The sequence below is a fragment of the Plantimonas leprariae genome, assembly GCF_008802405.1.
Lineage (GTDB): Bacteria > Pseudomonadota > Alphaproteobacteria > Rhizobiales > Rhizobiaceae > Plantimonas > Plantimonas leprariae.
Genome location: NZ_VZDO01000011.1, coordinates 47821 through 69386, shown reverse-complemented (window position 1 = coordinate 69386; position 21566 = coordinate 47821). Strand labels below are relative to the sequence as shown.

The 21566-nt window shown below is 72.2% G+C and carries 15 protein-coding genes and 2 pseudogenes; 9 read left to right on the top strand and 8 right to left on the bottom strand.

Translation table 11 applies throughout. The annotated features are described in order from the left end of the window. Positions 1-6: 6 nt before the first annotated feature. The 4 genes from F6X38_RS14130 to F6X38_RS14115 are packed head-to-tail and all read right to left on the bottom strand — an operon-like array spanning position 7 to position 5076. Positions 7-831, bottom strand: coding sequence for a hypothetical protein (locus tag F6X38_RS14130; RefSeq protein ID WP_150970617.1), 825 nt, complete (start codon positions 829-831; stop codon positions 7-9). Then, positions 828-2105, bottom strand: coding sequence for a glycosyltransferase family 4 protein (locus tag F6X38_RS14125; protein WP_150970615.1), 1278 nt, complete (start codon positions 2103-2105; stop codon positions 828-830). Before F6X38_RS14125 ends, F6X38_RS14130 begins: the two co-directional genes overlap by 4 nt. Continuing rightward, positions 2102-4189 (bottom strand): hypothetical protein, encoded by a 2088-nt coding sequence (locus F6X38_RS14120; RefSeq protein ID WP_150970612.1) that lies wholly within the window; start codon positions 4187-4189, stop codon positions 2102-2104. Before F6X38_RS14120 ends, F6X38_RS14125 begins: the two co-directional genes overlap by 4 nt. 44 nt (positions 4190-4233) lie before the next feature. Continuing rightward, positions 4234-5076, bottom strand: a complete 843-nt coding sequence (locus F6X38_RS14115; protein WP_150970610.1) for a hypothetical protein — start codon at positions 5074-5076, stop codon at positions 4234-4236. 250 nt (positions 5077-5326) lie between these two features. On the opposite strand from F6X38_RS14115, the gene F6X38_RS14110 reads away from it, so the two are divergent. From F6X38_RS14110 to F6X38_RS14100, 3 genes are all read left to right on the top strand, one after another. Continuing rightward, positions 5327-6196 carry a hypothetical protein gene (locus tag F6X38_RS14110; RefSeq protein WP_150970608.1) on the top strand — a complete coding sequence of 290 codons (870 nt, stop codon included), beginning with the start codon at positions 5327-5329 and terminating at the stop codon, positions 6194-6196. 57 nt (positions 6197-6253) lie between these two features. Further along, a complete protein-coding gene (locus tag F6X38_RS24125) occupies positions 6254-7396 on the top strand; it encodes a hypothetical protein (protein WP_150970606.1) in 1143 nt (380 codons plus the stop codon). A gap of 71 nt (positions 7397-7467) precedes the next feature. Continuing rightward, a complete protein-coding gene (locus F6X38_RS14100) occupies positions 7468-10509 on the top strand; it encodes a tetratricopeptide repeat protein (RefSeq protein ID WP_150970604.1) in 3042 nt (1013 codons plus the stop codon). On the opposite strand, the gene F6X38_RS14095 is transcribed toward F6X38_RS14100, so the two are convergent. Then, positions 10482-11882, bottom strand: a complete 1401-nt coding sequence (locus tag F6X38_RS14095; protein ID WP_150970602.1) for a Hint domain-containing protein — start codon at positions 11880-11882, stop codon at positions 10482-10484. The two genes, F6X38_RS14100 and F6X38_RS14095, sit on opposite strands and share 28 nt — an antisense overlap. A 182-nt stretch (positions 11883-12064) precedes the next feature. Here F6X38_RS14095 and F6X38_RS14090 point away from each other — a divergent pair, with 182 nt between their 5' ends. Together F6X38_RS14090 and F6X38_RS14085 are read left to right on the top strand one after the other, a co-directional pair. Then, a complete protein-coding gene (locus tag F6X38_RS14090; protein WP_161992756.1) occupies positions 12065-14095 on the top strand; it encodes a glycosyltransferase in 2031 nt (676 codons plus the stop codon). Beyond that, on the top strand, positions 14019-16433 hold the full coding sequence (locus tag F6X38_RS14085) for a glycosyltransferase family 2 protein (RefSeq protein ID WP_150970598.1): 2415 nt from the start codon (positions 14019-14021) through the stop codon (positions 16431-16433). The genes F6X38_RS14090 and F6X38_RS14085 overlap by 77 nt, the downstream gene beginning before the upstream one ends. Positions 16434-16772: 339 nt before the next feature. Here F6X38_RS14085 and F6X38_RS23425 read toward each other — a convergent pair whose 3' ends face one another. After that, the gene (locus F6X38_RS23425) at positions 16773-16913 is read right to left on the bottom strand and encodes a hypothetical protein (protein ID WP_161992755.1); all 141 of its coding nucleotides are present in this window, start codon (positions 16911-16913) and stop codon (positions 16773-16775) included. A 197-nt stretch (positions 16914-17110) separates the two neighbouring features. Here F6X38_RS23425 and F6X38_RS14080 point away from each other — a divergent pair. Then, a pseudogene (locus F6X38_RS14080) lies at positions 17111-18138 on the top strand (IS256 family transposase); the annotation flags it as partial. Between the two features lie 283 nt (positions 18139-18421). Here the strand turns inward: F6X38_RS14080 and F6X38_RS14075 are convergent. Further along, positions 18422-18835 (bottom strand): annotated as a pseudogene (locus F6X38_RS14075) (transposase); the annotation flags it as partial. A gap of 45 nt (positions 18836-18880) precedes the next feature. Between F6X38_RS14075 and F6X38_RS14070 the strand changes: the two are divergent. Next, positions 18881-19267, top strand: coding sequence for a sigma-70 family RNA polymerase sigma factor (locus F6X38_RS14070; protein ID WP_343033234.1), 387 nt, complete (start codon positions 18881-18883; stop codon positions 19265-19267). Next, positions 19264-19935: an NrsF family protein gene (locus F6X38_RS14065; RefSeq protein WP_246191351.1), complete on the top strand. Its 672-nt coding sequence runs from the start codon at positions 19264-19266 to the stop codon at positions 19933-19935. Before F6X38_RS14070 ends, F6X38_RS14065 begins: the two co-directional genes overlap by 4 nt. A gap of 61 nt (positions 19936-19996) precedes the next feature. On the opposite strand, the gene F6X38_RS14060 is transcribed toward F6X38_RS14065, so the two are convergent. Beyond that, complete coding sequence (locus F6X38_RS14060; protein ID WP_150970596.1) at positions 19997-20617, bottom strand: TetR/AcrR family transcriptional regulator; 621 nt, start codon at positions 20615-20617, stop codon at positions 19997-19999. A gap of 103 nt (positions 20618-20720) precedes the next feature. On the opposite strand from F6X38_RS14060, the gene F6X38_RS14055 reads away from it, so the two are divergent. Further along, positions 20721-21560 (top strand): oxidoreductase, encoded by an 840-nt coding sequence (locus tag F6X38_RS14055; protein WP_150970594.1) that lies wholly within the window; start codon positions 20721-20723, stop codon positions 21558-21560. Positions 21561-21566 lie beyond the last annotated feature (6 nt).

Here is a 21566-nt window from a genome sequence, read left to right as displayed (position 1 = left end):
GGCCGGTCAGGTTCCCGGCCGCGCCGGCACGAAGGCGGCGAAGGCTCCGTCGTCGCGCAATGTGAAGCGCCCGTCGAGATCGAGCATCAGGAGGTCGCGGCCGCCGAAGGCGTGGCGGATGCCGCCGCCGGCCGCGAGCGGCGCGCCGCTCGTATGCGCGCCTTCCACCACGTCGATCTCGCGCCGCCGCTCTGCCCACAGCCCGATCACGGGGGCGACGTGGGGAAAGGCCGCGCGCAGGCCCTGGCCGATCGCAAGAAGATCCGCCGCGCCGAGATCCTCGCGGATCTCGAGTTCCGCCGGTTGGAGAAGGTGCAGTTCCACGATGTCGGCCGCCGCGAGCGCCGCCTCGTCGCAGCGCGCCGCCTCGCTCAACGCCTTGGCGGAGAAGCGCAGGGGTTGCGCATAGACGCCGAACTCGGCGAGGAGCCGCAGCGCCTCGTAGTGTCCCTGATCGAGCCAGCCGCGCGCGCGCATCCAGGCGAGCGTCGCGGGATCGCGCCCCTGCCGCTTGCGGTCCTCGCCCACCGCCCCGCGCGGGGCGAGGCACGCCTCTCCCTGCTTCAGGAGGACGCTGCCGCCTTCGAGCCGCACGTCGAGGACACGCGTGTCGTGCCAGGGCTCCGGGGCGATCGGGAAGCGAAAGCCGGCGACGCCGTCGCCGAGCCCCGCATCCGCCAGATCCTGTCGGAACCGGTCCACGGTGCCGCCGCCGATGCAGGCCTCGTCCACGAAGGCGAGGACGCGCGCGCCGGTGAGGTTCAGCCGGTCCGAGGCGATCCAGCCCTCGACGCGCGTCCGCGACACGAAGTCGATGTGGCCCCGGATCATGGGCCCGCCACCGCCAGCATGGACGCGAAGAAGGCGAGATAGCGCTCGGCCATCGCCGCCGCGCCGGTTGGGGCAGGCAGGCCGGCGCGCAGCGTCGCGGCGTTGCGGGGATCGGCGCCGAGCTTCATCGCGCGGACGAGGTCGCCCGCATCGCCGAGACGGAAATGGAGGCCCGACACGCCGTCGCGCACCTTTTCCGCCATGCCGCCGATGCCCGTGCAGATCACCGGCGCGCCCGCCGCATAGGCCTCCTGGATCACCACCGGCGAGTTCTCCCACCATTTCGACGGGATCAGCACATAGTCGCATTCGCCCATCAGCCGGTGCACGGCGGCGTTGTTGTAGGCGCCCGCGTAGGTGAGGAAGGAATGGCTCTTCAAGGCCTTGTCGAACCGCTCGCCGAATTCGGAGCTTTGCCCAATGAGGTTGCCGTGGATGCGGATGCGCAGCTTCGCTTTCAGCGCCTCGTCGCGCGCGACGAGGTCGGCCGCGTCGAGGATCACGTCGACGCCCTTGAACGGGTTGATCTGCCCGAAGAAGCCGAAGGTCCAGGTGTCGCCGTTCTTCGGCCCCCGCGTGTTCTCCGGAAGCGAGAGGAGGCCGTTCTCGATGACGGTGGTGCGCTCCGCCGGCAGGCCCCATTCGATAAAGCGCTCGGCGAGGAAGCGGCTCGGCGACACGAAGCCGGCGAAATCGCCGAAGCTGTCCAGCATCGTTTCCTTCCGCATCGCGAACTGCATGCGCGAGACGTCCGGGAAACAGGCGGTGCAGCCGTCGCCGGACGGGCGCTCGCACAGAACCTGCGCCGGGCGGGTGATCATCTGCCCGTGATTGTGGCAGAGCGCCAGGAACTCGTGGATCGTCAGAATTGCGGCGGTGCCCGGCAGGACTTTGGCGGCCCGGAGCGCGTTCAGCCCGAGATTGAAGAAGTGGTGGAAGTTCGCGAGCCCGATCCGCTCGGCGCGAAGGATCGCGACGAGCTGGTCCTCGGTCCCGCGCGGCGCGACGTGGTAGAGGTGGTCGTAGCGCTCGTTCTCGGTGAATACGGCAAACTCGTTGCGGTCGCCGAGCGCCAGCCGGTTGCGGTCGGCCGCGTTGCAGGCGCCGACGAAGATCGCGTCCACCCCGATCTGCCGCAGCCCCTTGTAGAGCGCGAAGGCCGCGATCTCCGCGCCGCCCTTCGAGAGCGAGGGATGGGAATGCGAGATCACCGCGATGCGGTCGGGAAGGAGGCGGCGCGCACGCCCGCGCCCGGGAACCGGGTCGATCCTCATGCCGCATCCTTTCGGGAGCCGGCCAGCGCCAGGTCCGCGTCGATCATGTCGGCGAGGCGCGAGGGCTTCGCCCGCTCGATCCGCGCGGCGCAGGCGGGGAGCACGCGATCGAAGCCCGGCGTTTCCGGCAAGGCGTTGCCGCCGAAGACGCCGCGCAGGAAGCGCGGCGCGTCGAGGCTCCAGCCGAGGAGCGCCGGCACGCTCCAGCCGAAGCAAGCGGCCGACAGCGCGCCGTCGACGCGGTCGGGCAGGCCGTTCTCGTCGACGATCTCGAAGCGGTCGACGAAATGGCCGCGCCGGAAAAGGCTCGTCGCCGCCTCGCGCCAGCCTTCCGCGGTGAGGACCACGCCGCGCCCGACATGGACGAAGCGCTCCGCGCCGAGCCGTGTCAGGATGAAGGGCAGTTCGTCCACCGCGTCGAATTCGTGCGGCAGCGCGAAGAGCGACAAGGGCGTCGCGACGCGGGCTTTCAGCTCGTGGAACTGGAGGAGCGCTTCGGAGCGCCCGGCGCCCTGGTCGGCAACGAGCGCGACGCCGATGCTCGCGTCGAGGTCGGGCAGGTGCCGCGCGAGGCGGTCGAAGACGAGGCGAAGGTTGCTGCGCTCCGCCGGCAGCCGGATCACGATCAGGCGCCGGGCCGCCATCGGCGCACCGAACGCCAGCGGCTCGGCGGCCCGCGCGTCCAGCATCCGCCGCACGGCATCGAGGAGGGCCGGATAGAAGGGCTCGTGGCGCAGCGAGGGATAGAGCCGCAGCAGTTCCTCGCCGTCGGCGACGAAATCGAGCAGCCGCAAGGCTTTCGGCTCGACCCGCGACACGGCCATCGACCCGTCGGCGTGGACGATGCGCAGGAGCGGTGCGCCGCCGGTGCTCGCGGGAAGCGCCCCGCGCAGCACCGCGACGAAGCCGGCACGCTGCGTGACAGACGCCCCGCCCCCAAAGGCGGACTGGAGGTCGGGCCTCGCGCGGAATTCGGTCGCCGCGTCGTCGGCCACCATCACGCAGTCGCCGATCTTCAGGTGGAAGGTCTCCACCCGCCGCGCCGGGCTGACGGCCCAGCCTTCCGCGATGCAGCCGAAGCCGGGCACGGCGAGAAGGCGGTCCACCGAGCCTTCCGCGAGGATGCCGGCGGCGGCGGCGGCGCCCGGCAGCCAGTTCGCGGCCGAACCCAGCACCGCCGCGATCGCGTCGGCATTCCGCCCGCCCGCCACCGCCTGCACCTGCCCATAGGCCGCGAGAAAGGCCTCCGTGCGCAGGAGCTTCGTATGGGCGCCGTAGCGCAGGTGAAACTGCCCGTTCCGCCCGACATAGACGAAGCCGTCATCCGCCGCCGGCGGCGGCGTCCAGCTCGTGTCCATTACGCCGATGACGCCGACTTCGCTCAACGGCAAGTCCTGCCGCTCGTAGTGGAGGATCGCGACGCCGGCCGGGATCTTGCGCCGGTCCGCGACCACCGCCGGAAATTCCGGCTCCATCCCGCGCTTCATCGAGCCGACGAACCAGAGCTGGCCCTCGGAGGCGAGATGGAGCGCGTCGATCCGGCCGACCTCGTTGTCGGAGAACGGGCGAAGGGGTTTGCCCGCCAGGCTTTGCGCTTCGAGGCGGAAGGCGGAGAGGCGGGCCAGCAGGCGGTCGCCCTTCGCCGGCGACGCTTCGTCGAAGCGTTTCGCGCCGAGAACGGCGCTCCGCCAGGCCGCGACGCATTCTGCCACCGTCGCGGGCAGCGCGCAGTCCGCTGGCAGCGTGCGGTCCGCGTCCGCCACCCGCACGCCGACCGCGAGCGTGCCGCGATGCGGCGCGAGCTTGGCCAGCCGCGCGAAGACTTCCGGCGCGAAGCGGAAACCCGCGAGGCTTCCCGGCCCGAGGTCCGGGCGCGGCAATCCGGTTTGCGCGAAGGCGAAGGCGTCGGCGCCGACCGTCAGCTCGATCCGGACCGTATCCGCCGGCGCACCCGCTGCCAGCGCCCAGCCCTCGATGCCGGTTAGAGGATCGAAGCCGTCCACCGCGCCGCGCGGGCGCCCGGCGGCATCGTCGCGGGGAGCGGCGGCGGGCAGGACCTCGTCTGTCGCGGTGGCGGGAAACATGGAAGGGCCGTCGGAAGGCGCAACGGGGACGACGCCGCGCAGCGTCAGTTCAGCGCCGGATTGGCGGAGACGATCTCGACCGAGCCACCCTCCGGCAAGACGATCTCGCAGCGTGCCCTAGCGTCGAGCATCACGAGGTTCGTGGCCGACAACGGATAGTCGACGAGGCCCGCAACGCGGCCCGCACCCTCCTCGCCCGCGTCGGCGACATGCGAACCTTCGACGACGCGCAAGACCGCGCGGGCATTCGAATGAACCGCCACCACCGGCGCGCCGCCATCCTGCCGCCCGGCGATCCGCGCGAGTTCGGACCTGAAGTCCGCCGCCCCGCGCACGCGCTGCGTCGCGACGCTCGCCTCCATTTCGAGATAGACCTCCAGAAGATGCGCCGCGACCGCCGCCGCAGGCTCGGCTACCGCCGCTTCCTCCGCGCCGTTGCGCTTCACGAGGCCGCGCTCGTAGACGCCGAAGCTACAGAGGATGCGCAGGTAGTCGAAGTCGGACTGCGCGATGCGGCCATGCTTCAGCGCCCATTTCAGCGCCGCGAGGCGCTGGCGCACCTCCGCCCGGCCGAGGCCCCGCACCACCGCCGCGCCGTGGACCACGGCGGCGTCGCGCTGGAGGAGGATGGCGTCCGAGCCTTCGAGCTTCACGACGATCGAGCCGACCGCCGGGGCGGGCACCGAGATGGGGAAGGAGAAGCCGAGATAGCCGTCGCCCATGCCGGCATCCGCGAGGTCCGCGCGGAAGGCTCCGACCTTGCCGGCGCCGACGCAGGTCTCGTTCTGGAAGGCCAGCACGGTCCGATCGCGCACCCGGCCGTCTTCCGTGAAGATCCAGCCCTCAATGATCTCGCTCGACGCGAACTCGATACTGCCGCGGATCATCGCCCCGGATCCCGTATGCCGACTAACTCGCTGAGATTAGGAGTTAAAAACGTTACGAAGCGGTGTATGCGCCAAACCGCCGCCACAATTGGCGCCAGCAGTGCGCGCCGGCGGGGCGAACGGTTCGCTCGAACTCGACCGTTTCGCTTAAAGCCGCGTTCAGCGTATCCTTCAACCCATTTCTCATGCCCTGCCGGTAGAGTTCAATGAGCGCCCGGGAATTGCCCCGCGCGTCTTGCGGGGGTCGAGGATGAGCGACGGGCAGCGCACGGCGACGCTTTCGGTGGAACGCGGTCTCCACACCCTCACCTATCGCTTCGATCCGAGCTTCGCGCTGGCGCTCGCCGCCGCTCCGGTGGTCGACGTCGTTCATGCCAGCGCCGGCATCTCTATCCTTTCGGCCCCCGGCACCGAGTTCGGCGTCCTCGCAGAACCCGGCCAGGGCCTCGTGGTGCTGGCCGAACAGCCGGGCACGCTGCATCTCGTGGTGCGTCCGAGCGTTCCCGGCGGCAGTCTCGACGCGGAACTGGCGCTCACGCGCGTCGAGGCGCCGCGCCCGGCGATGGCGAAGGGCGGCCCCGAGCGCTCCCCTCTGCCGGACGGCGCCGGGGAGTTCCTCGTTCGCGCCCATCTTTCGCTCCGCGGCGACGTGTCGGGCGGGCGCGGAAGCTGGATCGGCGGACCGCAGGCGCCGGGGCGCATCGAGGGTCTGGAGATCCGTCCGATCGGCGGTGCCCTCGCGCTCGAATACCAGGTCGCGACGGCGGGCCGCACGGGCGGCTGGTCGGCCTGGGTTCCGGCGGGCGCCTATGCGGGCTCGCGCGGCAAGGGCATGCCGCTCATCGGCCTGCGCATCCGCCTGCGGGGCGACGCCCCCGACCATCTGGAACTTCGCGGCGAGGCCCTGTTCCTCGGCGCCTCGCCGATCGCGCGGAACGGCCGCGAGATCGAGCTCGTCGGCGCTTCGCCGCTCGACCCGCTGGTGGGCCTGCGCCTCGACATCGCGGCGGCAGCCGAAGCGGGCGAAGCCGGCGCGCCCCAGGGCCAGAACGACGCCGCCCCGGCGCTGAACCGCCTGCGCGTCTTCCGGCGCACCCAGCCCGACGCAAGGGCCGCATGACCGCAGGGCCCGTCCCGGACCCGGATCGGGAGGCGGCGGCCGCCGTGAGGGCGCGCCGTGGCTGAGATCTATTCGAGCTCCGAGGCTTCCAGCCATTCGACGCTTTCGGCCGAGGACGCCGACCATATCCAGCGCGTTCTTGCCGATCTCGGGCTCGGCGACGGTCACGGCGCCGCTGCGCAGGGAACGGACGGGCACGACGCCGCGCCGGCCGCAGCCCTGGCCGCCGACACGCACCCCGCCGCCGATGCGCCCGCCCACGACAACGGCGCGAGCCTCGCCGCGCATGACGGCGGCGACGCGTTCCACATTTCCGGCCTCGGCGACGCCGCGCCGGCCGGCACCGACAGCGCGGCCGCCGGCTCGTCCGACGACGCATCCGCGCACGCCGCCACTCCCGCGTCCACCCTTGCAAACGACGCGGGCGCGGTGGCCCATGCGAGCACCGGCGCCACCACTCCGCCGAGCGCCGCGGCCGACACGCTGGCCGGCGGCAACGGCATGGATACCCTGTGGGGCAGCGAGGCGTCGCCCTTCGCTCCGGGCGCAGGCGCGACGCATGCCGAAGGCGGTCAGGCGGCAGGAGCGGCGAGCGGCGCGGACGCCTTCGGCCATCCCGGCACCGACACGCTCGCCGGCGCGCACGCCGCCGATCCCGGCGCAACCGACGCGGCGGCCCTTCACACCGGCGCCGATACGCCCGCCGCCCATCCGAGCCACGACACGCTCGACGGCTCGGCCGCCACCCCCCACGCCGGCGCGACCGACGTCTTCGGCAGCCATTCGACGATCATCGGCGGTGCAGGCAACGACACGCTCGCCCAGCACGACGCTTCCGGCACGGCGAACTGGAGCCAAGCCGGCACGGCCGACCACGGCTTTGCCGACGGCACCGGCTGGCACGCGACCGCCGCCGAGGGGACCGCGAGCGATCACTTCTCGAACTGGATGACCATGGAAAGCGTCGCCGGCGGCGACGGCTCGGACATCTACGCCATGGCCCATCACGCCGGCGCCGACACCGCCGATGCGGGCGGCGCGACGGGCGGCGACTATGACGGCGCCTTCCACGACCAGGGCTACCCCACCGGCCATTTCGCGCCGGAACCCTCCGCGATCGTCACCTTCGGCGACGGCTACGGCGCGCACCCCGCCACGCTCGACCACACGCAGTTCCACGACACGGTTTACAATATCTGAAGCATGTCCGGCGAGGATGAGGCGGGAAGCCCGCGCGGCTTGCCCCATCCGGCGGGGTTCGGCGACACGCGATGAGTTTCGAGGCGGAGCGGCAGGCGGGAATCGAAGCCAGGGCGGCGGGGCGGCGGGAGGATGCGCTCGGGCATTTCCGCGCGGCTCTCGCGCTGCGCCCCGCCGAGCTTGGCTGCCGCTGCGACGCGGCGGGCGAACTCATCGCGCTAGGTCGCCTCGCCGAGGCCGAGATCGAGGCGCGGCTCGGGCTCGACGCGGTTCCCGGTTTCGCACCGCTCCATCGCGCCCTCGCCCTCGCCCTGCGCGCCCGGGGCGACCGGGCCGGCGCGCTCGACGCCTTCCGCGCCGCCGCCCGCGCCGATCCGCGCGACCTCTGGCACCGGCACGACATCGGCATGGAACTCCGCGCACTCGGGCGGGAGGCGGAGGCCGACGCGGCGTTCGGCGCCGTTGCTGCCGGCACCCCCCTCCCCCATGCCCTCCGGGCGCTCGGCGAAAGCGCGCGAAGCCGGGGCGAGGGGGACGCCGCGCTCGCGCTCTTCGCGGCGGCCGCGCGGCTTCTGCCGGCCGATCCTTGGTTCGCGCTCGACGTCGCCGTGGCGCTCCGGGTGCTCGACCGCCTTGCCGAGGCGGAGACCGCTACAACTGCGCTTCTCGCCGCCCATCCGGGCTTCGTGCCCGGCGCCTGCGAGCGGGCGGAGCTGCTTCTTCGCCTCGACCGGGCGCCGGAGGCCGAGACCCTCTACGCCCGGCTCCTCGTGTCCGATCCAAGCCTCGTCGCGGCCTATCGCGGCCTCGCGCGCATCGCTGCGGCCCGGGGCGACGCGATGATGGCGGCGGCGCATCTCGCCGGCGCGGTGCGGGCGCGGCCGGCGGACGCGGCCCTTCGGCTCGAATGGGCGGCGGCCCTAAAGCGCGCCGGGCGCTGGGTCGAGGCCGAGCCCCTCCTTCGCGGCCTCCTCGGGCCGCCCACGACCGCCGTTTCGGCGCAGCTCGAACTCTACCCCATCGTGAAGCGGCGCGCGGGCCACGCGGCGGCGCTGGCGCTTCTCGAAGCAGCACGCGACCTCGATCCTCGTCATCCGCGGGCGCTCCTGATGCTCGGCGACCATGCCCGCGAGCGGGGCGACTTGGCTGCGGCAGAGCGCTGGTATGACGCCACGCTCGATGCCAGCCCCCACTTTTATTGGGCGCTCGTCGGCCGAGCGGCGACGGCGCGGGCGCGGGACGACACAGCCGGAGCGTTCGCGCTTCTCGAAGCCGCCGCCGGAGCCGATCCGCACGAGCACCACGCGACGATCGAGCTTGCCGCCCTCCACCGCGAGAACGGCGACTTCGCAGCGGCCCGCGCCGCGCTCGGCCGCGTTCCGGCCGACTCCCCCCGCGCTGGCGAGGCGGCGCTCGCCGCCGCCCTCGTGCTTCGCGCCGAGGGCCGCTGGGACGCCGCTGCCGCCGCCTTTCTCGACGCAGCCGAGCGCTTTCCGGCCCGCGTCGAGGCGCTGGTCGAAGCCGCGGAGGATTTCGCGCGCGCCGGCGCGGACGAGGCCGCGGCGCGCGCCCTCGACGCGGCGCGCCGCCGCGACCCGGATCATCCGGCCGTGCTCGACATTCTCGCCCGCCGCGCCTTGTCCCGCGACGACTACGATGCCGCCCGCGCACATCTCGGCCGCGCCATCGCGCTCGATCCCGGCCGGTTATGGCCGCCGCTCGGCCTCGCGCGCATCCGCGCGACGCTCGGCGACATCGCCGGCACCCTCGCCGACCTCGACGCCTGCGAGGCGCGGTTCGGCGGGCGGCCCGAGATCGCGGAAGCGCGGATCGCGCTCCTCCGCCAGACCGGCGAGCGGAACGCGGCGCGCGATCGGGTTGGAGAGGCCCGCCGCCTTTATCCCCACCATGCTGGGCTGCGGCAGGAGGCCGTGCTGCTCGCCCTCGACGAGGGGCGCTTCGCGGACGCCGAGGCGCCGCTCGCCGGAACCATCGCACAGGAGGGCGCGCGACTCCTGTTCCTCCGCTCGCTCGTTCATGCCGCGCGCTTCGACATGGAGGCGGCGATCCGACTCGGCGAAGCGGCGCTCGCCGCCTTGCCGGGCGACGGCTGGCTGCGCAACCGCGTGATCCACGCCGCGCTGGTCGACCTCGATCTCGACCGCGCCGGCCGGCATCTCGCGGCGCTCGCCGCGCTCGAAGCCGTGGCGAGCCGCGCCAAGGGCAAATCCGCCAACGCTTCGCAAAGCCATTACGGGCAAATCTACGACGAGTTCCGCCTCGATCGGGAGGCCGTCGCTGCGGTGCGCCAAGCGCGCGTGCTGCCCGCCGAGCGCCGCCTCGCCGCGCTGGCGGCGGTGGTCGCCGCCTTTCCGGATTCCACCGCCGCCGCGATCCGCTATTTCGTCGAGCGCCGCAGCTCGCCCCCGCCACCGCCCGATCCGGCGCGCATGACCGCGATTCCGCAGGTGATCCACCAATACTGGAACGACCCGGTGCCGCCTGCCGACCTCGCCCTCTATGCGGCCTCCTGGCGAGATCTGCATCCCCGTCACCGCTATCGCCTCTGGAACGAAGCCGAAGCGCGCGCTGTTCTCGCGGGCGTTTCCACCGAGGCGCTCCGGGCGTTCGAACGCGCGAGAGAGCCGGCGATGAAGGCCGACCTCTTCCGCCTCGCGCTCCTCTTCGAGGCGGGCGGCATCTATGCCGATATGGACGACCGCTGCCTCGCGAGCCTCGAACCGCTGCTGGTCGCCGGCCATTCGATGGTCGTTTATCAGGAGGACCTCGGCTCGCTCGGCAACAACCTCATCGCGGCGACGGCGCGCCATCCGGTGATCGGGCGCGCCCTCCGGCTCGGCGTCGAGGCGGTGAACCGGGGCGATTCCGACATCCTTTGGCTCGCGACCGGTCCGGGATTGCTGACGCGCGCTGCGGCGCAGGTGCTCGGCGAAGGCGGGGCGCCGGAGCTTCTCGTTCTCGACCGCCCGGCGCTCGGCGCCCATGTCGCGATCCACTGCCTCGCCGGCTACAAGGCGACGGAGCGGCACTGGAGCCGTACCGCCTTCGGCCGCGCGCGCAGCGCTCAGGCCGCGAGGGTGAGCGCCGCCTGAGGAAGCGCCGTCGCCCGTTCGGCCAGCATCCGGCGGACCGCCCGCGGCACCTGGCGGGCGGATTTCGCGCGCGGCAGGTCCATCTCGGCAACCGGCTCCGCAGCCCCAAGCAGCGCTTCGCGCTCGGCCCAGTTATCGAAGGCGAGCCGTTCCGGGTTGTCGACGAACGTTTCCGCCGCGAGCCCTTCGGCGAGGATCAGGGAATGGCGGGAGAGCTCCACGTGGAGATAGAGCAGCCGCTCCGGTCCGTCGCTTTCGCGCGTCACCGCGACGCCGTCCACCAGCGCTCCCGCGTGGACGAGGACGCCGCCGATCGCGACCGCATGGTCCGACGACAGGAAGAGATCGCGCGCCGGCAGGGCGGGGCCGATCGCCCCGGCGCGGATGCGGATCGGCAGGACGCGCAGCGGATCGCCGGAGCGCGCGTCGACCGTCTGCCTTCCGATCCAGCGCACCGGCTCGGCCGCGCCTCCCACGGTCAGAACGAGGTCACCGGGCCGCAGCGCCTCGACCGGACACGCGCCGCCGGGCGTCGCGATCAGGGTTCCCGGCCGGAAGCAGACCGGCGACGCGACGTCGGCCGGCATGCTTACCCCCGTGCCGGTGGCCGGGGTCGTCGCCGTGGTGGTGCCGGCACCGGACGGTGCGCCCGAGCCGCCGGTCTCGCCGATATGCGGCGAGCCCGAGTCGGAAGAGCCCGAACCGGTGGAGCCCGTCGCGGCATTCGCGGCATCCGTCGCGGCGCTGCTGGCGGACGATGCTCCGCCCCCGCCGCCATCGCTCGTGCCGCCGCCGCCCTCGTTTCCGCCGGAGCCGCCGTTCTCGCCCGTGCCGGCCGTGCCGCTGCCCGCGCTGCCGCCTTCGCCGCCCGAGGCGGTGGCGGACGACCCGCCGCCCGATCCGGCTTCACCGCCGCCGCCATCGCGTCCGCCGGCCGCTGTCGCGTCGCCGCGCGCGTCGGATCGCCCTTCGCCGCGCCCTGCCTCGCGCGATGGCCCCGGCGTGTTGATTCCGCCCGCCCCGGCGCCGCCGGCGCCCGGGCCCGCGCTGGCGCCGCGCGCCGCGCCGCCGCTCGCCGCAGCGGACGCCGCCTGCCCGCCGCCACCGCCGCCGGCGCCGCTGCCGGCCTCGCCGGTGCTCCTTCCCTGATCCGCCGCGTCGTTCGCGCCGGCGCGCGCCTCGCTGCCGCTCGCCTCGCCGCGCCCGCCAGGGCCAGCGCCCGGCCCCTGCGTCGCGGCGGCTGCCGTGGTCGTGGCGGCCATGCTGTTCGACATGATGGCGCCGACGGTGCCGGCATCCGTGCCGCCGGACCGCTCGCGGCTGTCACCGGCGCCGCCGCCCGGCGCATCGTCCTGCTCGTGGCTCTCGCTCATCGCCGCGCCTGAACTTCCGCCGGCATCGCCCGGCCCGGCGAAGGATGCCGTCTGGACCACGCCGCGCCAAGCAAGTTGTTGAATCATCGCAAGCAAAGCGTGAACGAGGTCAGCCTCCCGAAAGCCAGCGCCGGCATTCTTCCGCGCGGCGCGAACGGCGAGCGAAGGCATTCCCAACCCCGATGGATCTCGTGGCAGCATGGCGCACGCTCGCGCTCGGCGACGCCGACCGCCACGCCGACGCGCTGGTACTCGCCGCGACGCGGGCGCTGCGCGGCGGCCGGCCGGCCGAGGCGTTCGAGTTCATCGACCGCCGTTGCCGGATCGCGCGGCCCCCGCGCGCGGTGGACTTGGCGATCCGGGCGCTGGCGAGCGCGCTCTGCGGCTTTCCGGCCGAGGCCGAGCGCGACTTGGCGCGGGCGGAAAGCGCCGACCCCCTCGACCCGATGGTGGCGATGACGCGCCTGCGGCTCGGCGCCGACGCCCCGACGCTCCGGCGCCTCGCGGGCGACATCGCGAACGGCGGCAGGCCGGTGGCCCCGAGCCTTCTCCAAGCCGTCCTGAAGCAGTTCGTCGCCGTAGCCAACGAGGACGGCGCACCGCGGGCGCTGGCAGGGCTCGACGTCCTCGACGGCCGCCTGTCGGGTTTCGCCGCCTGGCCGGCGGGACTGCCCGTCGCGCTGGAGATCGGGGCTGCGGACGGCACCGAGCGCTTCCCCCTTCGCCACGATCCGGCGCTCGCCTTCGCGCCGGACGGCTTCGACGCCTGCCGCCTCGACGCGCGGCTCGAGATCGTCCCCGAAAGCTATCGCCTCCTTGCCGAGGACGGCGCGGTTCTGGCGGACGGCCGGATCTGGCCGCGCCGCTCCCGCCTCCCCGCCACCGCCGCGCGCCGCCGGGCGCCGGAGCGCGTTCCCCCGCGCGCGTCTGTCACCGTCGTCGTGCCGGTCTATCGCGGCTTCGAGGCGACGCGGGACTGCTTCGCCGCGCTTTTCGCCGAGGCCGAGCGCCACGCGGACCTTCGCATCGTCGCCGTGGACGACGCCTCGCCCGAACCGGCGGTCGCGGGGCTTCTCGACGCGCATGCGGCGAACGGGCGGATCGCGCTTCGGCGGAACGGCACCAATCTCGGCTTCGCGGGCGCGGTCGGGCGCGGGCTCGAAGGCGAGCGCGGCCGCGACATCCTCCTCCTCAACGCCGACGCGGTGCTGCCGGCCGGGGCGGTCGCGCGGCTCGCCGCCGCCGTCTACTCGGCGCCCGCGATCGGCACGGCGACGCCGTTCTCCAACAACGGCGAATATGCGAGCCTGCCGCGCCACGCCGCCGCGAGCCCGGCGCCCACGCCCGAGGCCGCGGTGCGCATCGACGCAGCCGCCGCGCGAATCGGCGGCGGCACGGTGGTGGACCTGCCGACCGGCACCGGCTTCTGCCTTTTCGTGCGTCACGACTGCATGGCGGCGGTGGGCGGCCTGCCGCTCGTCTACGGGCGCGGTTATTTCGAGGACATGGAGTTTTGCCTCGGCGCCCGCCGCGCAGGCTTTCGCAACGTCTGCGCGACGTCCGTCTACGTCGTGCACCGCGGTTCGGAGTCCTTCGGCGCGGCGAAGCGCGGGCTCGCCGTGCGCAATCTCGCGATTCTCCGCCAGCGCTTTCCCGGCATCGAGGCGGAATGCGCGGCCTATGCCGAAGCCGACCCGCTGGCAAGCGCGCGCGCCGCGCTGATCGCGGCGGCCGGCGACGCCTTTCCGCCCGAGCCACCGCCGGAGGCGCCCGCGCCCCTCGCCGACCCGCCACCCGGATCGCGCGCGCGGCCGCCGACGCTCGGCGTCCTTGTGCCCGATCCGGCGCCCGCCCTCGACGCCTTCCTCGCCCGCCTGTCGGCGGCGCTCCGGCTGGTAGCGCCCGCGGCGCGGATCGTGGTGATAGGCCGCGCGGCGGACGATCTCGCGCTCATGGGGCGCGGCAACGTCTTCGTCACCGGGCCGCTCGCGGAGGGCGAGCATCGCAGCGTCGCCCTTCGCTACGGCGTTCGCGCGCTTCTCGTTCCCCCGCTTCCCGCGCCCGATCCCAGCCTTCCCGTCCTCACCTTCGCCTGTCCCGAAAGGGTGGGCGCCCCCTTTCCGGACATCCCCGCTCATGCCGTCGACCCCGCCGCCGCCCACGCGATCGCCGCTGAGTTCGCTCGTCGCATCGAGGCGCCGGCGCCGGGGTGACGGCGAGTCGCCGGCGCCGCCCGGCGCCCCCGAAGGCGTCGTCTCCACCCTCCGGCTGACGGGCGCGGGCGTCCTGGAAGGCCACGTCTTCGACGCCGCCGACCCGGCGCGCCGCTTCGTGGTGGAACTCGTTCTCGACGGCGAACCGCAGGCCATCGCCCGCGCCGAACTGTTCCAGCCGGGTCTCGGACCCGCCGCCGGCGACGGCTGCCACGGCTTCTGCTTCCACATCGACCCGGCGCTGCTGCCGCACGTCCGCATCGCCGCCGTCTGGATCGCGAACGGCGGCGCGCCTGTCGGCGAGGCCGTGGACCTCAAGGCCGGCGCGGTTTCGGCCGCCTCGCCGCTTTCGGAGGGCGGCGTCGAATGGACGGGCGACCTCGCGCTGCGCGGCTGGCTGCGCCGCGACGCCGCGCCCTTCCCGGCGCTCGTGGAAGCCTGGGCGGACGGGGCTTGCGTCGCGACCGCGCGGGCCGATCGCTGGCGCTCGGTGGCGCGCGGGAACCTGCGTGTCGCCGAGCCCGGCTTCGACTTGCACCTGCCTGCGGAGTTCGCCGACGGGCGCGCCCATGCGATCGAGGTGCTTTGCGACGGCAAGCCGCTGCCGAACAGCCCCGTCCGCCTCGTCGCCTTTCCGCAAGGGCTGCGCGCCCATCTTCTCGATCGGGCCGCAACGGAAGCGGAGGCCGAAATCGGCCGGCTCTTCGACGAGCGCTTCCCGGCGAGCGTTCCCTTCGGGCGTTTCGCGGCATGGGAGAAGCGGTTTGCGCCGGCGCTTTCGAGCCGGGCGCACGCCAACCTGCTCGCCGTCGTCGCGGTCGGCGCGGACGGGGGCGAGCGGACACTCGGCGGAGCCGGGCTCGATGCCGCCGGGGATTGGGTCGGCACGATGCTGCCGGCACCGGGCGACGCCCGGCAGCGCTTCGCGCCGAGCGACCTTCTGGCCTTCCTCGCCAACGAGGCGACGGCAGACATCGTGCTCTTCGCGGCGGCCGGCACCGAGATCCGCGCGGGCGGGCTGGAGCGCCTCGCCGCCGCGCTCGCCGACGACCGGGCGGCCGAAATCGCCTACGGCGACGTGCTCCTGCGGAGCGCCGACGGCACGCTCGCGCCGCTCGCCTTGCCTGCCTTCGACTACGAGCGGACACTGGAACAGGGCATCGGCACCCATTGCTTCATGATGCGGCGCGCGGCGGCGATTGCGGCGGCGACAAGCGGCGCGGACGACCTCGCCCGTCTCTTTCTCCACCCGGTGGAAGCCGGCGGCGTCGGGGCGGGCGCGCATCTCCACGTGCCGGGCTTCGGCGCGGTGCTGCCGCCCTTCGTGGGGAGCGAGGCGGGCGATCTCCGCCGCTCGGTCCGGGCGCATCTCGCCGCGCGCGGCTGCGCCGCCGAGGTGACGGAGCGAGCGGCCGCGACGCTGCCGGCCGTGCGCGTCGCACGATCCGCCCCGCCGCGCCCGCTAGCGCTGGTGATCGATGCCGGCGCCGACGCCGCGCGCGTCGCGCCGGTTCTCGAAGCGCTGGACGCCGGACGCGGGCGGCAGGCGCCGCGGATCGTGGTCGCCATGTCGGTCGATCCCGGCGAGCGCCTCCAGCGCGATCTCGACCTCGCGGGCGTCGCGCTCTGCCGCTCGCCGCCCGGTACGGGCCAAGCGCGGCGCCTCGGCGCGGCGGTGGAGGGCGTGGAGGCGGAGCTCGTCTGCCTTCTCGACGCGCGGCTGCGGCCGGCCGCGCCGGACTGGCTGGACGAGTTGCTCGGGCGCTTCGCGGAAGACGGCGTCGGCGCCGTCGCGCCGCTCGTGCTCGGCTCCTGCGGGCTGGTCGCCGAAGCGGGTCTGGTGCTCGGCCCCACGGGTGCGCCCGTTCCGGCCTTCGCCGACCGGCAGCACGGCGACCCCGGCTTTGGCGACGCGCTCCTCGTGGCTCGGCAGGCGGCGGCGGTCGGGCCGGGCTGCCTTCTCACGCGCCGCGCCGATTTCCTGGCGCTTGGCGGCTTCGATCCCTTGCTCTTTCCGGACCATCTCGGCGCGGTCGACTACTCCCTGAAGTTGCAGGCGCTCGGCCGGCGCGTCGTCGTCACGCCCGACGCGGTCGTCGCCTTTGCTGCGGGCAGCGACGCGACGAGTGCCGAAACGCCGGCGCACCGAGTCGCGCGCGAGCGCGAAGCGCGCGTTCTTTTCGCGCGCTGGACGACGGTTCTCGCGAACGATCCGTTCTACAGCCCGCTTCTCGGGCGCGGCGCCCCCGGCTTCGCCGGTCTCGCTTGGCCGCCGGGCGACCGGTCCCCGCGCCGCCCAACCGTCCCCCAGCCCCACGCGGTGCCGCCAGGCTGGTAAGGCCGGCCGAGCGCCGCTCGCCGCCTGCAAGGCGACATGCCCGAGCCCTCGACCTTCTCCAAACGCCGCCACAGGCGCTTTCGCGACGCCGACCTTTTGCATGCACTCTTCGCAATGGTGATGCGCCGCCGCATGGCGGGAAGCTCGGTTGACGGAGAGGGCTCGGCGATGGACGCAGCCTGATCGTTGCTGATGCCCAGCGCCAGCGGGGCGTGAAGCCAGCTGAGGATCTCCATCCCGTGTGGCACGCTGAGTGGTGCGAGAATGTCTCACCACGCTTAACGATGCCGCCTTCGGCGCGGCGACGCCGGAGGAGCCGAAGTTCGTCTCGCCAGTGGATCAGGCGGCCCTGCCGTCTTCGCCGACTGCACCAACGATCCGGTGGACGTGGAGAACGCGATCATCGTTGACGTCGAGGTCACCACCGCGGTTCGACAGGCCGAGGGGGGCGCTGCCAAAGAGATAATCGAGCGCGGTCACGACGATTTCGGGCTCTGGCTTGAGCGGCTGTCTACTTCGAGCCGCCATAGGTAGATACGTTACGCCGAATGATAATCTGGAAACCGCATGGCTCCGTTGGGTCGTGTTCCTTGGCGCAATGTAGCTGAGAGGTGGTCATCGGCGGTTGCGGGGCTGGGCCGGGTTGCGAGCGCCGGCCGCGAGCTCGAGTGCCCCCGATGGCCCACACAATGATGAACCTGCGCGAGCTCATGGAGAAGAGCGCCGACGCTGATCTGCCGCGTGAGATGATCGGCTTTGCCGCCGAGCGGCTGATGGAGTTGGAGGTCGGCGGCCTGACCGGCGCAGCCCACGGCGAGAAGAGCGCTAAGTGGCTGGTCCAGCGCAACGGCTACCGTGACCGAGAATGGCAGACCCGGGCCGGCAGGGTGGAGTTGTGCATCCCCAAGCTGCGCAAGGGCAGCTACTTCCCCGGCTTCCTCGAGCCGCGTCGGATGGCCGGGAAGGCGCTCACCGCCCCGATCCAAGAAGTCTACATCCAGCGCATCTCAACCCGCTCGGTCGACGACCTCGTCCAAGCCATGGGCGGCACGGGCGTCTCGAAGAGCCAAGTCTCACGCCTGTGCCAGGAGATCGATGAACGCGTCGGTGTATTCCTCGACCGCCCCATCGAAGGCGAGTGGCCCTACCTCTGGATCGACGCGACCTACGTGAGGTCCGCCAGGACGGGCGCATCGTCTCTGTCGCCGTGATGGTGGCGGTGGGCGTCGACAGCGACGGCCGGCGCGAGGGGCTGGGCCTGGACATGGGTCCGTTTGAGGCCGAGACGTTCTGGACGGCCTTCCTCCGGAAGCTCGCGCGCCGCGGCCTGCGCGGGGTCAAGCTCGTCGTCTCGGACGCGCACGAGGGCATCAAGGCCTCAATGGTCAAGGCGGTGAACGCCAATTGGCAGCGCTGCCGCGTCCACTTCATGCGCAACGTCCTCGCCCATGCCGGACGCAGCGGGCGGAGCGTCGTCTCCGCCTTCATCGCCACCGCGTTTGCCCAGGACGATGCCGAGGTCGCGCGTCAGCAGTGGCGGCGGGTGGCCGATCAACTCTGGTCCAAGGTCCCAAAGCTTGCTGCCCTGATGGACGAGGCCGAGCCGGACGTGCCGGCCTACATGGGCTTCCCAGCCGCCCACCGGGTCAAGCTGCACTCGACGAACCCGCTGAAACGCCTTAACGGCGAGATCAAGCGTCGCACCGAGGTGGTCGGCATCTTCCCCGACGAGGCGGCCATCACCCGCCTCGTCGGCACGATCCTGCTTGTTGAAACGCGAAGTCCCGCAACTCGCCGCCGTTTGAAGACTGCTTCTCTTGGAAGCGACTGGAAATCGGTGGAAGCGATCAGTCCTATGTCCTCTTCTCGTAAGCGGACTGTCTCTTTTCCACCAATAGTGTTGAAAAAGGCCGTATCCTGTGCGGCGCCGAGGCGGCACCGGTCATCGCTTCAGGACGCGGCGGGGTTGGCGGAGGGCCTATCGCCCGTCAGGTCCCCGGGATTGGCTGCTTGGCGACGTAGAGCTTGGCCATCTTCCTCAGGTTCTGCGCGGTGGCGGCCAGATGGAACTCGTCGCGGGCGCCGTTCGGTCCTCTTAAGTGCAAGCGGTCGAGCTTCAGGATGCGTTTGAGATGAGCAAACAGCATCTCGACCTTCTTTCGTTGGCGTCGTGACGCTGTGTAGGCATCGGTCTTGGCGATCGCCCGCGCCATGTCGCGGGCTCCCTCGAAGACGGACCGCGTCACCTTGCGGACCGGGGCGTTCGGACAGCATTGCGGCTTCAACTCGCAAGCCCGGCAGTCGGTGAGGCTGGCACGGTAGCGCAGCGTGTTGTCCTGATTGATCCCATCACGGGGCGTGGCGAAGCGGCGCCGGTAGAGTTCGAGCGTCTGGCGCGCCGGCGGCTCGCCGCCTTCGGGCTCGGCAATCAGGACGTCGAGGACATCGTGCAGGAAGCGCTCCTCGCCATTCATCTGAAGCGCGGGACCTGGGACGTGCGTCGGCCGATAGGGCCGTGGATCTCGGTGATCGTGCGCAACAAGCTGATCGACGCCCTCCGCCGTCGTGGTCACCAGGCGAGCGTGCCGATCGAGGATATCGTCGACCTCGTCGCGGACGAGCGGCAGAGCGTCTCGACGGACGAACAGGACATCGGTCGGATGATGGAACACCTGAAGCCGGTGCAGCGCGACATCGTTCGCGCCATCTCGCTCGACGGCTCCAGCGTTCGCGATACTGCCGCGCGGCTCTCGATGACGGAAGGCGCGGTGCGCGTCGCGCTGCATAGGGCACTCAGAAGTTTGGCCGCGATCTACCGCGGAGGCACGACATGAACGCCGAGAATGACGGTTCACCCAGACCGGCGATGGGAACGGACCGCCTCATCGAAATCCTGGCAAAGGACGCCGGCGTGCGGACGCGCTTCGGCGGCACCATACTCAAGGCGGCGGCGTTCGGCGTGATCGCCGCCGCGGCGTTCTATCTCGCCATGCTGCATCCGCGCCCCGACCTTGAGACTGTCGTGCGAACCACTCGCGTCCTGTTCAAGTTCATCGTGACGGTGCCGCTGGCCGTCGCCACGATCGGGCTGCTCGATCGCATCGGCCGCCCGGCGGCGCCGCTCGGGATCTGGCCGTGGCTGCTCGGCGGCGTCGGCGCCGTGCTGGCTGTCGGCGTCGGCATCGAGCTGGCGATGTTGCCGCCGGCAGAATGGGCGACCCGCCTCGTTGGAACGAACGCTCGCTACTGCCTTCTGTTCATCCCCTTGATCGCGATCGGACCGCTCGTCTGCTTCATCGCCGCGCTGCGGCAGGGCATGCCGACGCGTCCGGGCCTTGCCGGCGCCGCGGCGGGCGTCGCCTCCGCCGCGATCGCAGCCGCCCTCTACGCCACCCACTGCCCCGACGACAGTCCGCTGTTCGTGGCCACCTGGTACACGCTCGCGACCGGCATCGTCGCCACCTGCGGCTACTTCGCGGGCCGACGCTTCCTGCGAACCTGACGCGACCTGTAGCCTTCAACATCCTGCTGCCCGTGGACGGCTGACTTTTCGCAGAACCGTCTCAACCGATCAGCAGCTTCTTGCGACGCTCCGGATCGACGAAGGCGGCCAGTGTAGCCGCGGCGGCCTGCTCTGCGGTGACAGGCAATTCGGCATCGGCGATCTCGCCGGCGACCCAGAACGACAGACAGCCGCGGAACATGATGGCAAGCTGCCTCGGCAGCCGCGCCCTCGCGGCTGCCACGAGGCCCGCGTCGATCCCGTCGAACTCGGCCAAGGCCACCGACCATAGCGCGCTGGACTGGGCTGCCACCGCGCCCGGCGAACCGCTCCAGGTTCCGAGCGCCCCCATCATCGCCCGGTTGACCTCTGGCTCCTCCAAGAGGACCCCGACCGCCAACCGCACCGCCGCGAGCGTGCGCTCGACCGCATCGCCACCAGGCGCCGCAGTTCGCAGCCGCTCGCCCATCGCGGCGATGCGACGGCTCGAGAGCGCCTGCGCTATCGCCGTCTTGCTGCCGAATTGGTTGAACGGCGTCGCGAAGCTGACCCCCGCTTCCGCGGCGAGATCGCGCATCGAGAACGTCGCACCCGGATCGGCCCGGAGCAGCCGCTCGGCGGCATCCAGTACCTTGGAGCGGGCGACGCTTTCCCTCGGCGACTTTCGATCGGCTCCCGGCATCGCGAACTTCGTCCCCTCGCCTCTCTTGCATCCGGCTGATTATATCATGATATAAACAACGCCAGCCGCGCAGGCTGCGCGTTCGAAATCACGGAAGCAACCCATGACCACGTCGTCGCAGACATTTCTCATCACCGGCGTCAGTTCCGGACTTGGCCGCGCCTTCGCGACCGCCGCGCTCGCCGAGGGCCATCCGGTGATCGGCACCGTGCGGACGGAGAATGCCGCGACCGCTTTCGAAGCGCTGGCTCCCGGCCGCGCCCATGCGCTTCTCCTCGACGTCACCGACTTCGCCGCGGTGCCTTCGAGTGTGACGGATGTCGAGCGGCGCGTCGGCCCGATCGACGTCCTCGTCAACAACGCCGGGTACGGCCACGAGGGCGTGCTGGAGGAGTCCTCGATCGACGACCTGCGCCGGCAGTTCGACGCCAACGTCTTCGGCGCGGTGGCGATGATGAAAGCCGTGCTGCCGGGCATGCGCGAGCGCCGGCACGGGCGGATCGTCAACGTCACCTCGATGGGCGGCTTCATCACCATGCCCGGCATCAGCTTCTATTGCGGCTCGAAGTTCGCGTTGGAGGGCATCTCGGAGGCGCTGGGCAAGGAAGTCGCCGGCTTCGGCATCCACGTCACCGCGCTGGCGCCGGGGCAGTTCCGCACCGACTGGGCCGGCCGCTCGATGGACCGCACGCCGCGTTCCATCTCCGACTACGACGCGGTGATGGACCCGATCCGCGCCGCGCGGCAGGCGAAGAGCGGTAATCAGCCGGGCGATCCGACAAAGGCTGCGCAGGCTCTGCTCGAGCTGGTGCGCTCGGATGATCCGCCGATGCGCTTGTTCCTCGGGGACGACGCTTTGGCGCTCGTCGCGCAGAAGCTTGACGCGATGCGAGCCGAGATGGCGGACTGGGAAACCCTGTCGCGATCCACCAGCTTCGGCTGACGCAGA